Origin of the sequence: Novispirillum itersonii (assembly GCF_014205675.1) — a bacterium.
GTDB classification, from domain to species: domain Bacteria; phylum Pseudomonadota; class Alphaproteobacteria; order Rhodospirillales; family Rhodospirillaceae; genus Novispirillum; species Novispirillum itersonii_A.
Map to the genome: position 1 here is coordinate 14,312 of NZ_JACIIX010000006.1, position 15,309 is coordinate 29,620.

General features: G+C 64.6%; 9 protein-coding genes. 5 read left to right on the top strand and 4 right to left on the bottom strand.

Annotated features, from left to right (window positions below; genetic code table 11):
- Positions 1-41 precede the first annotated feature (41 nt).
- Positions 42-632 carry a flavodoxin family protein gene (locus FHS48_RS09160; protein WP_184263272.1) on the top strand — a complete coding sequence of 197 codons (591 nt, stop codon included), beginning with the start codon at positions 42-44 and terminating at the stop codon, positions 630-632.
- 322 nt (positions 633-954) lie between these two features.
- Here FHS48_RS09160 and FHS48_RS09165 read toward each other — a convergent pair whose 3' ends face one another.
- Positions 955-2,172 carry a GGDEF domain-containing protein gene (locus tag FHS48_RS09165; protein ID WP_184263273.1) on the bottom strand — a complete coding sequence of 406 codons (1,218 nt, stop codon included), beginning with the start codon at positions 2,170-2,172 and terminating at the stop codon, positions 955-957.
- A 169-nt stretch (positions 2,173-2,341) separates the two neighbouring features.
- Entirely contained in the window at positions 2,342-4,678 is a 2,337-nt protein-coding gene (locus FHS48_RS20440) for an alpha/beta fold hydrolase (RefSeq protein WP_184263274.1), read from the bottom strand.
- A 196-nt stretch (positions 4,679-4,874) separates the two neighbouring features.
- Here FHS48_RS20440 and FHS48_RS09175 point away from each other — a divergent pair, with 196 nt between their 5' ends.
- From FHS48_RS09175 to FHS48_RS09185, 3 genes are all read left to right on the top strand, one after another.
- On the top strand, positions 4,875-5,462 hold the full coding sequence (locus FHS48_RS09175) for a hypothetical protein (RefSeq protein WP_184263275.1): 588 nt from the start codon (positions 4,875-4,877) through the stop codon (positions 5,460-5,462).
- A gap of 258 nt (positions 5,463-5,720) precedes the next feature.
- Positions 5,721-7,709, top strand: a complete 1,989-nt coding sequence (locus FHS48_RS09180) for a putative bifunctional diguanylate cyclase/phosphodiesterase (RefSeq protein ID WP_260402416.1) — start codon at positions 5,721-5,723, stop codon at positions 7,707-7,709.
- A 569-nt stretch (positions 7,710-8,278) separates the two neighbouring features.
- On the top strand, positions 8,279-10,243 hold the full coding sequence (locus FHS48_RS09185) for a methyl-accepting chemotaxis protein (protein ID WP_184263277.1): 1,965 nt from the start codon (positions 8,279-8,281) through the stop codon (positions 10,241-10,243).
- 94 nt (positions 10,244-10,337) lie between these two features.
- On the opposite strand, the gene FHS48_RS20445 is transcribed toward FHS48_RS09185, so the two are convergent.
- Together FHS48_RS20445 and FHS48_RS09195 are read right to left on the bottom strand one after the other, a co-directional pair.
- Complete coding sequence (locus tag FHS48_RS20445) at positions 10,338-11,012, bottom strand: response regulator transcription factor (protein ID WP_184263278.1); 675 nt, start codon at positions 11,010-11,012, stop codon at positions 10,338-10,340.
- Positions 11,009-13,648, bottom strand: a complete 2,640-nt coding sequence (locus FHS48_RS09195) for an ATP-binding protein (RefSeq protein ID WP_184263279.1) — start codon at positions 13,646-13,648, stop codon at positions 11,009-11,011. Before FHS48_RS09195 ends, FHS48_RS20445 begins: the two co-directional genes overlap by 4 nt.
- 484 nt (positions 13,649-14,132) lie before the next feature.
- On the opposite strand from FHS48_RS09195, the gene FHS48_RS09200 reads away from it, so the two are divergent.
- On the top strand, positions 14,133-15,293 hold the full coding sequence (locus FHS48_RS09200; protein ID WP_184263280.1) for a Re/Si-specific NAD(P)(+) transhydrogenase subunit alpha: 1,161 nt from the start codon (positions 14,133-14,135) through the stop codon (positions 15,291-15,293).
- Positions 15,294-15,309: the final 16 nt, after the last annotated feature.

Consider the following 15,309-nt stretch of genomic DNA (forward strand, 5'->3'; position numbering starts at 1 on the left):
CCGTACCAGCCGACGGATGGCCCCGACGGAGATCCCCGATCATGACCACCCCAGTTACCACTGTCGCCGTTGTCTATCACAGCGGCTATGGCCACACCAAAGTTCTGGCCGAGGCCGTTGCCTCTGGCGTTGAGGCCGATGGCACCGCCAAGGCCCTGCTGGTGTCGGTGGATGCCTTTGAAGACCATGGCGATGCCCTTGATGCCGCTGATGCCATTATCTTCGGGTCCCCGACCTACATGGGCAGCGTGTCCGGTCCGTTCAAAATGTTCATGGATGCCACCTCGGGCCGCTGGATGGGCCGGAAGTGGTCCGGCAAGCTGGCGGCGGGGTTCACCGTCTCCGCTTCGCGCAGCGGCGATAAAATGGGTACGCTGGTGCAGCTTTCGGTTTTTGCCGCTCAGCATGGCATGATCTGGGTCGGTCTGGATCTGTTGCCGGGCAACAACAGCAGCAAGGGCAGCGAGAGTGACCTGAACCGTCTCGGCAGCTTCCTCGGGGTGATGGCGCAGGCCAATGCCGACGAGGGGTCTGATGTTGCCCCGCCGGAGGCTGACCGCCGCACCGCTGCGGTGCTGGGCCAGCGGGTGGCCGGTCTGGCCGGGCGCTGGGCTGCGGCGCAGGCGGCCTAAGATCAGGTTTCTGTTTCCCCGCTTCCCCGCCGGATGGATGATCCCATCCGGCGGGGTTTGCCTTTGGCACCCTGAATGCCCTGTTCAGGCCGGGTTCAGGTGGTTGGGGTGATAGTGGTGCCGTTGAATGCTGCCGGGTCCGGCGGGGTCTTCTCTCCCCTCTCTCCTCGTCCCTGTCGGGCCCGGTCCGTTCCGCTCCCTCCTCTTCGACTGAGAAGACACCTTCAAGGCCCGGCGGCTTTCCCTCCGCCGGGCCTTTTTTCCGTCTGTCGGGCAGGATCAGTGATGCCGGGGCCGCAGGGTTAAGAAAACGGGGCAGGTCTTACAGAAACACCGCAGGCTGGTCATCCCGGGGGAGGGGGGTCGAATGCGGTTCGCTGGCCAGCGGCTGGTCCGACACACTGTTGCGCCCGCTTTTCTTGGCGCGGTACAGGGCGCTGTCGGCAAAGGCCTGAAGGCCGTCGAGGCTGTCAGAGGCATCGGGGAAGTGGGCGACGCCGATGCTGACGGTGATCGGGATCATGAATTCCTGAAAGGTCATCGGCGTGTCCTGCACGGTGCGGCGCAGGCGCTCGGCCACGTCCATCGCTTCCAGCGGCGGGGTTTCCGGCAGCATGATGACAAATTCTTCACCGCCGAGGCGGGCGAGGATGTCGGTCTGGCGCAGCACCCGGTTCAGCAGGGCGCAGAAGTATTGCAGCACCATATCCCCGGCGGCATGGCCGTAGGTGTCGTTCAGGCGTTTGAAGTGGTCAATATCCGCCACCAGAACCGCAAAGGGCCGCCCGCTGCGGCTGGCCTTCAGCAGTTCCCGTTCTGCCAGTTCCTGATAGCCCCGCCGGTTCAGGGTGCCGGTCAGGGGATCGGTGCGGGCCTGATAGGTCAGTTCCTTTTGCAGGCGTTCGGCCACCAGAATCACCGTACACAGCGCGGTGATGAACAGCAGCAGCACCACTTCCAGAAACAGGATGCGGTCGATCAGCACATAGGGCACCGGGTAGGGCTGAAGGGTGTCTTCCAGCAGCATCAGCCCCATACGGCCCAGCAACAGAACGGCGTGGACGGTCTGGACCCCGGCCATCACCCACTGCACGGCGGGGGAGCTTTCCCGCGACCGCACCAGCACCACGACAATGGCAAGGGCCAGACCGGCAAGGACCAGACTGTTGACCACCAGCCGCCCGGCAACCAGCGGGGACAGCACCGAGAAATACAGAATCAGCAGCGGATGAATGATCATCAGCAGGATCAGCGGCAGCACCGGGGGGCGCCCCGGCAGCAGCATCACCCGCAGGCCATACCACGACAGAACACCCGACAGAATCATCAGGATGCTGGCCACCAGCAGCATAAACCGGGGCAGCGGCAGGTCATAGACCGGCAGCAGGAACAGGGACAGCCCGGCAATCGCCATGCCAAGGGTCAGGCAGCGCAGGCCGGGCACCGCCTTGGCCAGACGCCACGACAGCGGCAGGCACAGGGCGAAGCCAATGCTGATGCAACCGGCAACAATCGCCAGTGTCGGGACATGTAACATCATGTTGGCGGGGGAACCCAGTAGTCCGGACCGGTTAAGAGGGGGGCTTAATCCAATGGCGGTTACCTTACCATTTCGCAGGCCGGATCCAACGGTTTTCAAGATGACAGGAGAATAAAATTTTGTTCGTTCCTGCTATCAGGATGGAAAAGAACCGTAATCGACTGTAAATCTAATCCTTAAGGTGTAAAAAGGAAGCGATGTACTGGGCGACAAGATCGTGACATCCCGCAGTGTTCTCGTTAAGGATGCCGTGGCGGGTGGAGGGAATTGTTTCCAGACGGCGACGGTGGCTGCCCAGCCGCCGCATCAGCGTGACCGCTCCGGCGGGATCGACCACCGGATCCTGATCCCCTTGCAGGATCAGCGCCGGGCAACGCACCAGCGGCAGGCGACGGCGGACTTCTGACATCAGGTCCGCCACCTCATGCAGGCCGCGCAGCGGCACATGGCGGTAATTGATGTCGGGGTGTTCGCTGGTGTTTTCCCGGAACGGGGCCTTGTCCTCCCACGCCGGAACCCATTCGGCCAGACGGCTGATGCCGTGCATCAAGGGGGCAAAGATCAGGGCCTTGTTGCGGTAGGTCATCGGGACCGAAGCCGCCACCACCCCGGCCAGTCCGGGCGGGGCTTCCGCCGCGTAGGCCAGCGCCAGCGCCCCGCCGGTGGCAAACCCGACCGCCACCCGCTGCGGGCAGTGGGCGGCCAGAATGTCATCGGCCCGCCGCACCGCATCCAGCCATTCCGGCCAGCCCCGTTCCCGCAGATCCCACGGGCTGGTGCCGTGGCCGGGCAGGCGGACCCCGATCACCGGGTGCCCCCGCGCGGCCAGCCTGTCACCCAGATCCCGCAGCTCGGCGGGGGAGGCGAGGAAACCATGCACCAGCACCACCCCGAGCCCGTTGTGGTTCTCCGGGATCAGCAGATAGGGGGCGGGGTCGCGGGTGGCGGTTTCGGCGGCATTCACCGCTGTGTGGTCGGGCCCTGAAAACGCCAGCCGGGCCCGTTGCCACGCCCGGACCTCGTCATCAAAACGCAGGGCGGCCAGTGCCGTTCCCGGCGGAGAGAGCGCGTCGCGGCGGCTGGCGGCGACATGGGCCAGCACCTCCGGCATCGGGGTGATTTCGTTGGCGGCGACCAGCAGCGGGTTTTCCAGCCGCACCCGGTCAAAATCATGGGTGTCCAGAAGTTTGGGCAGAAACCGCAGGAACGGGCCGTCTTCGGCCAGCAGTCCGGCGCTGACGGCGGTGGACAGCACCCGGTTGAAGTCAGGGTTAACGCCGCGCAGCAGGCCCCGGTAACGGTCCGGTTCGGCCAGCGTGCGGTGCAGGTGCACCTCCGGTACCGTCTGCAACCCTTTCAGGGCCAGATAGACCTGCCGCCCCAGAACGGCGCGGTCAACCCCGGTTTCCCCGTCCTCGATGCGGTCAAGGATCGCCTGTGCCGTCAGGTGGCCGATATTGACCGTCACCTGCCGGTAAATGCCATAGGTGCAGGCCTCGCGCACCGCATCGCTGGCGGCATCCAGCCGCCGGGCCAGCAGGCGGTCAAACCAGGCGGAGGCCTTGCGGTTCAGGTCAAACAGGTCATGCAGGCTGGCGGTGTCCTCGAAGGCGCGGCGCAGCAGCAGCCGTTCCCACCAGTTCCAGTCAGCCTGCACCGGCAGGGGGGCGCCCAGCCGGATATCCATGTCAGTATCGCGGAACAGGATGTTGCTTTCCACCAGCAGTTCTTCGGAAAACTGCTGCGGCAGGGTATCGGCAAAGCGTTCGATCAGCCGGGGCAGCGGGTGGTCTTCGATCCGCAGCGGATAGAAGGTGATATTGCCCGGCACCACCAGTGTCGGGGTGTGGGCCTCGGCCAGCAGGGCCCCGGTGGAGGAAAACCCCAGCGCGGCGCGCCAGCGTTCCAGCCGGGCGGTATCGCCGTCTGTGTCCAGCTCCCGCAGGCGTTCCTTGAACACATCCAGCATCAGGGCCAGCACGGCAGCGCCGCGATGGTGTTTCCGCCGCTCTCTGGCGGTGCGGGAATAGACCATGAAGTCGCCGCCGTCATCGACGACGCGGCGGTCTTTGACCATGCCGCCTTCGGGGAAGATCACCACCTTGCGCCCGCGCAGGATCTCGGCGGCCAGAAACGGCAGCAGGCCGGGCAGGGCATTGGGCACCGCCCCGACCCCGCGCAGGAACGCCCCGAACGATGACCCCGGCGGCCCGAACAGGGCGGTATCGGCGATGGTGCGGCAGAAGGCCCCGGTGCGGCTGTAGATCAGGTAGGGCGGAATGATCGTCTCAAACCGCGCGAAGTGGTTGAACAGAAAGATATGGCCGCGCCCGAGAACTCCGGTGCCGCCGTCCCCGGCCCCGGTGTCGTGCTCCGGGTCGTGCAGGGTCACCCCCAGCCCGAGGTAGCCTTCCACCGCCCGGAAGGCGCGGACGCACCAGTCGTAGGCCTTGGTGTTCAGGGCCAGCGGATCTTCAGCCGGGGGCGGCAGGGGCGAATGGGGCACGGTCTGTCTTCCGGCTGCTGGGGGGACCGGGCTGGCAGCCGGGCTGTGACACAGGGTGGCTGTCAGCGGTCCGGCATGCTATACCTGCATGCTACAGTGTCTTTGACCGCCGGACAAAGCCGAAGGGCCCAAAGGTTCTTTAGAACTATTCCTTTAGCCCTTCCCCTGATCCGGTCTTACGGCAGGTGCGTTGTCAATGAAAACCCGGTTTTCCGTTCCGTTGCTGGCCCTGACGGCCACCGTCGTGCTGTCGGCCTGCGACGCCACCCGCTATACCCACGTCATTCCGGTCGCGCCGTCGATCGAGGCGGCCTCGGCCTACCGCTATGTCAGCTCGGTCGGGGGGCCGATGCTGCTGGAGGTCTATGCCCCGCCGCCGTCGGCCACCGCTGCCGATATCGCTGCGGCGTTTCCGCCGCCTGCCGGTTTCAGCCCGGTGCGCTTCGTCACCGCACTGCCCGCCGATGCGCGCAAGGAGCTGGCCGATTACCGCTTTGTGCTGGTGTTCTCGGCCCCGGTGGCCTTCGACGGCGACGATGCCTGTGCCCTGAAGGCGGGTGGCACCCCGGCGAAACTTCCGGCGGCGGAGGGCGGCGATCTGCTGGCCAGCTTCTGTTACAAGGGGCAGTCCCTGCGGCAGGTCCGGGCTTCCGGCCCGGATCTGGCGTTCCCGGGCGGGGCGCAGGCCCCGGCGGCGAAAGCGGTGCTGTTCCAGCTTTCGGGGTATCTGGTGCCGGACTGCCGGGGCGGAACCAGCCGTCCGACCCAGTTTTCTGCCTGCTGACGGGCTCGACAATGGTCTGACCCCGAAGTGTAGCGGAAAGTGGAATTGGGGATACCGTCTTATCCCTTTTGTTGATATGGTCTTGCCGGATCCGGCGGAAGAGCCTGATCCGGCTGTTTTGTATTGAGCGCAGGCGGATTGCCATAGGGATGGGCACCGCCGGGCAGAAACGCCTTCCGGGGGAGGGCGCACAGGGGACGGCAGGGGATGGTCTTACGGATAATGCACCCTTTTCGGGTGCTTACGATCGGTCAGTTTATGCTGGTTGTATCCGGTCTGGCGATGGCGCTGGCGATATCGACGGTGTTGTTGCTGTCAGGCGTTATCGAACGCAAGGCGGTGGAGGATCTGGCGCGGGAAGACGCCCGCCAGACATCCGAGCTGATCTTCCAGTCCCTGTATTCCGCCATGCGCAAGGGCTGGGACAAGGCGGAAATCGCCGACATCATCCAGCGCCTGAATGAGACCCGCCCCGATGCGACGATCCGGGTGTTCCGGGGGACCCCGGTGATCCGCCAGTACGGCGAAATCACCGGCGAGGCGGATATCCGCATGCAGGACACCATGCTGCGCACCGCCCTGACCACCGGTGAGGAGCAGATGCGCACCGAGCTTGACTCCCTGCGGTATCTCTATCCGGTGCGGGTCAAGCCGGAATGCCAGCAGTGCCACGAGGCGCAGGTGGGGGATGTCAACGGTGTGGTGGATATCACCTTCCCGGTCACCAACCTGAAAGTCTCCCTCGGTTTTGTCATTCAGTCAGTGATTGTGTATTTCATGGTGGTGATCGGGGCGATGTGCATCGCCCTGTACTTCAAGCTGCGCTATTTCGTCGCGTTCCCGATCGCCGAGTTCGTCAAGATCATCGACGAGATCATCCGCAACACCGACCTGTCACGGCGGGTGGATGCGCAGGGCAGCCACCTGCGGGAAGTGCGCAAGCTGTCAGAGCACTTCAACCGCCTGCTGTCCACCCTTCAGGATTATCAGGACCGGTTGCAGAATTATTCCGAGCGGGATCCCCTGACCGGCCTGTACAACCGCCGCAAGTTTGATGAATTCCTGAATCTGGAAGTGGAGCGGGGCCGCCGCCACAGCCGCCATTTCTCGCTGCTGCTGCTGGATGTCGATAACTTCAAGACCATCAACGACAGCTACGGCCATCCGGTCGGCGATCTGGCCCTGAAGGAGCTGGCGGCGGTGCTGAACCGGCGTCTGCGCCGGACCGATCTGATCGCCCGTCTGGGCGGGGATGAATTCGCGGTTCTGCTGTCCGACACCCCGGTGGAGGCGGCGCGGGTGCTGGCGGAAAGCCTGCGCGAGGACCTGACCCGCAGCACCATCCACCTGCCGGTCGGTAACACCCGCCTGCATGCCAGTATGGGGGTGGTGTCCTTCCCCGAAAACGGGCAGGACGTCGAGCGGCTGAGCATTGCCATGGATGTGGCGATGTACAAGGCCAAGCGGCTGGGTAAAAACCGCGTCGCCACCCTGGATTCCACCGAAGAAGATCTGGTGCAGGATGCCTTCCGGCAGGGCCGCAAGGTACAGCGGGCGCTGGATGAGGACCGGGTGCTGCCGTACTTCCAGCCGATCTGTGGCATGAAGGAGCGCGATATCTTCGGTTACGAGGTTCTGGCCCGGATCCGGGAGGGGGATGTGATCCTGTCCGCCGGTCAGTTCATTGAGACCGCCGAGGAACTGGGGCTGGCGCAGGAAATCGACAAGGCGGTGTTCCTGAAAGCGTTGCAGAAGGCCGCGACCTTCCCTCCGGGCTGTAAGCTGTTCTTCAACCTGTCGGCCCGGACCATCGGCGATACCCGCTGGATGCGGAGCCTGCCGGACCTGATCCGCGCCGAAGGGCTGGCCCCGTCGCAGGTGGTGCTGGAAATCACCGAGCGCGAGGCACTGCCGCAGTTTGATACGGTGATCCAGCTGATGGAAGGCCTGCGGGCGGAAGGGATTGCCTTTGCGCTGGATGATTTCGGCTCCGGGTTCTCCTCCTTCCTGTACCTGAAGTATCTGACGGTGGATTACGTCAAGATCGAGGGGTCCTTCGTCCGCCATCTGGCCACCGATCCGCGGGACCGCATTATGGTCGAACACATTCACGCCATGGCCCGGGAGTTCGGGTTGCGCACAGTGGCGGAATTTGTCGAGGACGAGGCCAGCGCCGAGATCATCCGTGAGATCGGCGTGGATTTCGGGCAGGGTTATCACCTTGGCCATCCGCAGGCGGAGGTCTGAGGGCTGGGGTCTGAGGTCTAAGAAAATACCGCCTGTTGCCTGCCGATGCCCCCGCCACGCCCTGTGGCGGGGGTTTTTTGTGGCGTCCGCCGCAGGCCGGTGCAGCGGTCTTTCAGACTCTGCAAGGGGGTTCCTGAGGGGCGGAGTCGGGAAATACCCACTATAAACTGATTTTATAGGGGGACTTACTCGCATAAATAGATGCCATATTCACCAAAAGGCTTAAGGTCGGTGCGCCGGGTCGATAAAATTCGCGGCGCTTTGGTATGATGATCGGCACATTCGGTGAATATTGCTCTGATATTGCACTGCAAAATGAGAATTATATTGCGTCTCCGTGGCGCATTGGGGAATTCTAAACCAGTCGTCGATGATATGTCGCGCAGGACACGTCTGGTGAGAGGAGCGAGGGGGTACGCCTTTTTCTCAGACCGGCAGGAGGGATAGCCTTGAAAGGCATGATGAAAGCGGTTCGTACCAACGCAGGTGGTCAAAACGGGGTCAGGTCCGGAGGGAGTGGAGGCATTTTCAGCTCTCTGCGGATTAAGTATAAGATTTTCCTCGGATTCGTGACGTTGCTTCTGCTGGTGGCCGTTCTGGCTGCCATTGCGGTTTCGTCATCCCGCACCACCCGCACCGCGGTCAAAACTTATGAAACCGCCGCGACAGAAGCGGCGGCCATTCAGAAGCTTAAGATTGATTTCCTGACCATGCGGCTCAGTATCCGCGATTTTGTGGTCAGCGGCCGGGACGCCGATGCGGCCGATGCCCGCAAGCGGTTCATTGAAATCAACGATGCCCTTGATGCCCTGAAAGCCCGGGCCATCCCGGAGAAGGCCAAGGTTCTGGAGGAAATCCAGGGCGACCTTCAGACCTACATGCGCTATTTCGGCGACGTGGTCCGCCATCAGACCCAGCTTCAGGCCACCACCACCCTGACCTTTGATCCGGCCGGGCAGAACATGGTGGAAAACCTGTCGGTGCTTCAGACGGAACTGGAAACCGCCAATCAGTACGAGGCGATTTCCTACGTCCGCGCCGCCACCGACAAGGCGCTTCAGGCCCGCCTGTATGGCACCATGTACCTTGGCCGCTACAAGCGGGAACTGTCGGACCGTACCAATACCCTGCTGAAGGATATGGAAACGCCGATGGACCTGATCGGCTATGCCATCCCCAAGGATTCCTCGGCCCGGGTGTTCTTCGACGACGCCAAATCCCATTACACCGAATTCCGCGAGGCCTTCACCGAAGCCTCGACCCGTCTGGTCACCCTGCGCACCCTGCTGGATGGCCCGATGAAAATCCTGTCTGACAAGCTTGATACCCTGTTTGACGATATCGTCCAGCAGTCGGTGGCTGAGCAGGGTGAGATTCAGGACAGCATGGGCAAGACCATGACCGCCACCGAGACCACCCTGATTGCCGCGGCCGCTGCCGGTCTGGGGCTGGGCGTGGTGCTGGCGGTGGTGCTGGGCAACGGTCTGTCCCGCCCGATTGGCCGGATGACTTCCGCCATGCAGGAACTGGCGCGGGGTAACCTGTCGGTGGCGATCCCGGCCATGGGGCGTGGCGATGAAATCGGCGAGATGGCCGGGGCGATGGCGGTGTTCAAGGACAACGCCCTGCGCGCCCGCGAGCTGGAGGAAGAGCAGCAGAAAGCGGCTGTCCGGGCTGAGGAGGAACGGCGCCAGCTGATGCAGACCATGGCGAACGATTTCCAGGACAGCGTCGGTCACATCATCGAGGCGGTCAGCGCCTCCGCCGCCCAGCTGAAGGACACGGCGGAACTGATGAGCGGCAGCGCCAACGATGCGTCGACCCTTGCCACGTCGGTCGCCACGGCGTCGGAGGAGGCCACCACCAACGTGCAGACCGTGGCGGCGGCGGCGGAAGAGCTGGGCGGATCGATTTCCGAAATCGCCCGGCAGGTCACCCATTCCTCGCAGATCGCCCATCAGGCGGTGCAGCAGGCCCAGCGCACGGATGAAATGGTGCAGGGCCTTGCCACCTCCGCCCAGAAGATCGGCGAAGTGGTGGCGATGATCACCGACATCGCCAACCAGACCAACCTGCTGGCCCTGAACGCCACCATCGAGGCCGCCCGTGCCGGAGATGCCGGTAAGGGCTTCGCGGTGGTCGCCAATGAAGTGAAGAGCCTTGCCACCCAGACCGGCCGCGCCACCGAGGAAATTTCCTCGCAGATCGGCGGGATTCAGGCGGCAACCGGCGAGGCGGTCTCGGCCATTCAGGCGATCAGCAGCATCATCGCCCAGATTGACGAGATCAGCAGCACCATCGCCAGCGCGGTGGAGGAGCAGGGGGCGGCAACGCGGGAAATCACCCACAACGTCCACCGTGCCGCCGATGGCACGCAGGGTGTGGCGGAACATATTCAGGGGGTGACCCGGGCAGCCCAGCAGACCGGCGAGGCCTCGGCCTCGGTGCTGACGGCGGCGGGCGAACTGTCCAGTCAGGCGGAAACCCTGTCGGAAAAGATGAACGTCTTCCTTGCCCAGATCCGCGCCGGGTAAGCCCCGGAAACAGCCGGTCCTGAGAACAGAAAACCGCCCGCCGGGGTCCTCCGGCGGGCGGTTTTTCTCTGAAGGGGGTGTCCGGAGAGGGGGGTTATCCCTGCGTCAGGGCATAGCCGACCCCGCGCACGGTGATGATCGGGGCGTCCTCGGTCTCGGTGCGCATCTTGCGGCGCAGGCGGGCGACCAGTGTATCGACGGTGTGGCTGCTGACGCTGCGGGGATCGCGGTTGCTGATCACATCCAGCAGGAAATCCCGGCTGACCGCCTGCGGGCGCTGGGCGGCCATGGCGGCGAGGATGTTGAACTCGCCGGAGGTCAGTTCCAGCATCTGGCCGTTGGGGCGGAACAGCTCCCGCCGCACGGTGTCGAGGATCCAGCCGTTGAAGGTCACAACCGTTTCGGCACTGGCGCTGCGGCGCATCACGCTGTTGATGCGGGCCAGCAAGGCGCGCAGGTTGACCGGTTTGGTGACGTAATCATCCCCCCCGGCATCCAGACCGGCAATCACATCGTCATCGCCGGTGCGGCTGGTCAGGAAAATAAGGCGGCTGGTTTCCGCCAGCCGCAGCGATCGCGCCAGTTCGATGCCATCAGCATCAGGCAGGTTGACATCCAGAATGATCAGGGCCGGGGCCTGCCGCAGCAGCACATCGCGCATTTCGGCGGCGGAGCGGGCGCGCAGGCAGCGGAAGCCCTGATTTTCCAGATACCCGGCAACCAGTTCCAGACTTTCGGGAGAATCTTCGACAACAAGGATGGTGTTCACGGTCCGGCGGCCTTTCGGCTGGGGGGGAGGTCAGGGGCGGCTGCGGCGGGGGCCGCAAGGGTCTGTTCAACATCGGTGATCAGCGCCGTGATCGTCGCCTGTAACGACTGGCGGCAGCGGATCAGGGTCAGGGCGGCTGTCTCGCCCGGATCTCCGTCAGGGCCGGGGGTGGCGGGGGCCAGATCCCGCATCACCGCATCGGCGCGGGCGGCGGCATCGCGGAACCGCATGTTTCCGGCACTGCCTTTCAGGCGGTGGGCAATCTGGTGCAGGGTGTCGCGGTCCAGCCCGGGGGTGGTCAGGTGGTCCGACAGGTCGCGCAGACCGTCCAGCATCAGGTGACGCAGGCGGCGGGCCTGTTCCGGCCCCATCAGCACATCCAGTGGTTCGTCCACCGGATCCGGCATCCCCGGCAGGGCGGTGCGTGGCAGCAGGGGCAGGGCGTCATCCGGAAGGATCCCGGCAGGCAGGACCTGATGGGCGCCGGCGGTGATCAGCAGATCCTCCAGACCATGCCCGGTGTCCTGCCCGCCCGGGACAACAATGATTTCCGCCGGCAGGGCGTGGCTGTGGTTGATGGTGGCCAGATGCCGCAGGAACGGAACCAGTGCCGCCGGGTCGCCCTCCGGGATGATCAGCATGGCATCAAAGGAACGGGCCGCCAGCATGGAGAGCGCGGCCTGATCACTGCGGCAGGGGAAGACCCGGTCGCCGTGGCGGTGCAGGGCGGCAGACCAGTCCGGTTGATCCGCCGGACCACAGCGCAGCAGGATATCCAGCGTGCGGGGTGTGGTCTCTGGATCCGCTGCCGGATCTGATGCGGTCTCAGTCCCCGCTGCGGCTGCGGGAGCCGGGGTTTCGGCGCGGGTGCGGTGCAGGGTGTCCAGCAGATGCGCCGGATTGAACGGTTTGGCGACATGGGCGTTCATCCCGGCCTCGCGGCAGCGGCGCACGTCTTCCTGCATGGCATTGGCGGTCAGCGCCACCACCGGCACCTGCCCGAACGGGGCGGGCAGGGCCCGGATGCGGCGGGTGGCTTCCGGTCCGTCCATCCCCGGCATCTGCATATCCATCAGAATGACGTCGTAGCGGTTCTCTCCGGCCAGCGCCACCGCTTCGGCCCCGGAAGCGACCACATCAATCCGGTGACCGGCGCGGCGCAGCACTTCGGCAGTCACCTGCTGGTTGACTGGGTCATCCTCCACCACCAGCAGTCGCAGGGCCGGGGGGCTGGCGGCTGCGGTCAGGGGGGCACCGGGCGCCGGGGCATCGACGGTTTCCAGCGGCAGGCTGAGGGTGAAGCGGCTGCCGGCCCCCGGTGTGCTGGTGACGGTGATGCCACCGCCCATCTGCTCGGCCAGACGGCGGCAGATCGCCAGCCCGAGACCGGCACCGCCGAAGCGGCGGCTGATCGAGGTGTCGGCCTGACTGAAAGCCTGAAAAATCCGGTCCTGTTGCTCCGGGGCGATGCCGATGCCGGTGTCGGCGACGGTCAGGTCCAGCCGGGTGCGCCCGTCAGCGGTTGGCTCGGACCGCAGCTGAAGGCTGATTCCGCCGTTGAGGGTGAACTTGACGGCATTGCCCAGCAGGTTGAACAGGATCTGGCGCAGCCGGGCAGCATCGCCCAGAATCCAGTCCGGCCCCTGCGGCGGCAGATCGGTGGTCAGCACCAGTCCTTTGTCGCGGGCGCGCGGTTCCATCAGGTCCACCACCGCCTGTATGGTCTGGCGCAGCGACAGCGGGGCTTTTTCCATGTCAGTCTGCTGCCCGCTGTCGAGACGGGAATAATCCAGCGCGTCATCCAGCACCGTCAGCAGCCCTTCCGCCGACTGGCAGGCGGTTTCCAGCCGTCGCCGGTCCTCCGGCGGCAGGGGAGAGTCCAGCACCAGCCGGATCATCCCCAGCACGCCGTTCATCGGGGTGCGGACCTCGTGGCTCATCACCGCGAGAAACTCCGATTTGGCGCGGGCCCCGGCCTCGGCGGCCTCCTTGGCTTCCTTCAGGATGTGGTTGGTGCGGCGCTCCCGCTCAATCTGGAGGTATTCTTCCCGTTGCAGGCGGCTGAACTGGCTGCGGGTCACCCATCCGGCGACAAAGGCGGCGACGATCATCATGCCGATCACCGCCAGATCGGAGGCACTTTCCGGGTCGGGGCGCAGCACTCCCCAGAACAGCAGGCTGATCACCGGGCCATAGGCCGACACCGCCGCCGCCGCCCGGAAGCTGCCGGGCAGGCAGATGAACAGGGCGATGGACATCAGCGGCAGCAGGATGCCGCCGTGCCGTTCCAGCGCCGGATGGTTGAAGATCAGCGCGTTCAGGGTCAGGAAGGCATATTGCTGAAGATAGGTGGTCCAGATGATGGCCCGGCTGGTGCGGGCCCGGCTGAGGGCCAGCAGCGCCGACAGGCCGATCAGGGCGATCAGCAGCCGGTCGAAGGTGAAGAACAGCAGGGTGTCGCCGGACAGCATCAGCAGGTCAAACGGCAGGAAGCCCAGACTGGTCAGGGTGGTGGCGGCCACGCACAGTTTGGCCGTGCCCAGCGCCCGGGGCACCGAGACGGTCAGGAAGATCTTTTCCCGGCTGCGGTTCCGGAACTCGCCGGTCCAGGTAATGCTGCGGTGCCCTGAAAACATCAGATCCCGGTCCCCCACCAAAGTCGCGCTGATGCCCGGCCTGCCCCCAGACCGTGTTTTGCAAAACAATGGGGTTTCGCAAAACAACGGGGATCCTCCGGCGGAGGATAAAGTCCGCCGGAGGATCCCCGGGCAGGCGTATGGTACAGGGGATTGACGGCGGGGGAAAGTCAGCTGAGGGGCGCAGACTCCTGATCAATCATCAACAAACAGAGAGGTTTGCTGATGATTTTCCGGTATAAGCCGCGCATATTGGATACAGAACCGCAGGTTATCCCCAGCGCCGGGTAGGGGGAGGGGTAGGGAAAGTGTAGGCCTGTTTCGCGCGGAACCCACCCACAGGTAATATTCTATCGGTTTTTTTAGGGGAGATCGGAATTTCCTGTCGTTGAGGGCTTCACAACCGCCCCCCGTTACAGGCATGGTTACCCCCATATTGCTGCAACTCCAACACAATTGGAACAGGCACAAGGGATACGCCCAAATGAAGATCGCCATACCGAAGGAGCGCCGCGCCGGAGAACTGCGCGTGGCCGCATCCCCGGAGACGGTGAAGAAGCTGATCGGCCTTGGTTACAGCGTTGTGATCGAGGCCGGTGCCGGGGAGGGTTCTTCCTTCCCCGATGCCCAGTTCGCCGAAGCCGGAGCCACCGTCGCCGCCGATGCGGCGGCGCTGTCTGACGCCGATATCATCCTGAAGGTCCGCCGTCCGCTGACCGCAGAGGAAGGCACCGATGAAACCGCCTCGTACAAAGAAGGCGCGGTGCTGTTCTGCCAGCTGGATGCCCTGACCCAGCCGGGTGTGGTCAAGGCGCTGGAGGCCCGCAAGGTCACCTCCTTCGCCATGGAGCTGATGCCCCGCATCACCCGCGCCCAGTCGATGGATATCCTGTCATCGCAGAACAACCTTGCCGGATACCGTGCCGTGATTGATGGGGCGGCGGAATTCGGTCGGGCGTTCCCGATGATGATGACGGCGGCGGGCACCGTGGCCCCGGCCCGGGTGCTGGTGTTCGGCGCCGGGGTGGCCGGTCTTCAGGCCGTTGCCACCGCCAAGCGCCTCGGCGCGGTGGTGCATGCCACCGACGTGCGCCCGGCCACCAAGGAACAGGTGGAATCCCTGGGCGGCAAGTTTGTCGTCGTTGACGAAGCCATGGAAAAAGAGGCGGAAACCGCCGGTGGCTACGCCAAGGAAATGCCGCCGGAATATTTCGTCAAGCAGAAGCAGGTGGTCGGCGAGTTCCTGAAGAAGGCCGACATCGCGATCACCACCGCCCTGATTCCCGGCCGTAAGGCCCCGACCCTGATCACCGAAGAGCAGGTGAAGACGATGAAGCCGGGCTCGGTGATCATCGATCTGGCCGCTGAGCAGGGCGGCAACTGCGAATGCACGGTGCCGGGGGAGGTGGTGATCCGCCACGGTGTCAAGGTGGTCGGCCATACCAATGTCGCCAGCCGCCTGCCGGGGGATTCTTCCGCCCTGTTTTCCCGCAACCTGTTCAACTTCGTCCAGCTGTTGACCGACAAGGGGGACAAGACCCTGAAGATCAACTGGGACGATGATCTGGTGAAGGGCACCTGCGTCACCCGCGACGGCGCGGTGGTGCATCCGGCGCTGGCGGCAACGCCCGCCGCCGCAGGCTGACAGGGAGGACAGGGAT

Coding starts and splice junctions, on each gene's coding strand:
- FHS48_RS09160 (WP_184263272.1), top strand. CDS start 42: ATGACCACCCCAGTTACCACTGTCGCCGTTGTCTATCACAGCGGCTAT.
- FHS48_RS09165 (WP_184263273.1), bottom strand. CDS start 2,172: ATGATGTTACATGTCCCGACACTGGCGATTGTTGCCGGTTGCATCAGC.
- FHS48_RS09175 (WP_184263275.1), top strand. CDS start 4,875: ATGAAAACCCGGTTTTCCGTTCCGTTGCTGGCCCTGACGGCCACCGTC.
- FHS48_RS09180 (WP_260402416.1), top strand. CDS start 5,721: ATGCTGGTTGTATCCGGTCTGGCGATGGCGCTGGCGATATCGACGGTG.
- FHS48_RS09195 (WP_184263279.1), bottom strand. CDS start 13,648: ATGTTTTCAGGGCACCGCAGCATTACCTGGACCGGCGAGTTCCGGAAC.
- FHS48_RS09200 (WP_184263280.1), top strand. CDS start 14,133: ATGAAGATCGCCATACCGAAGGAGCGCCGCGCCGGAGAACTGCGCGTG.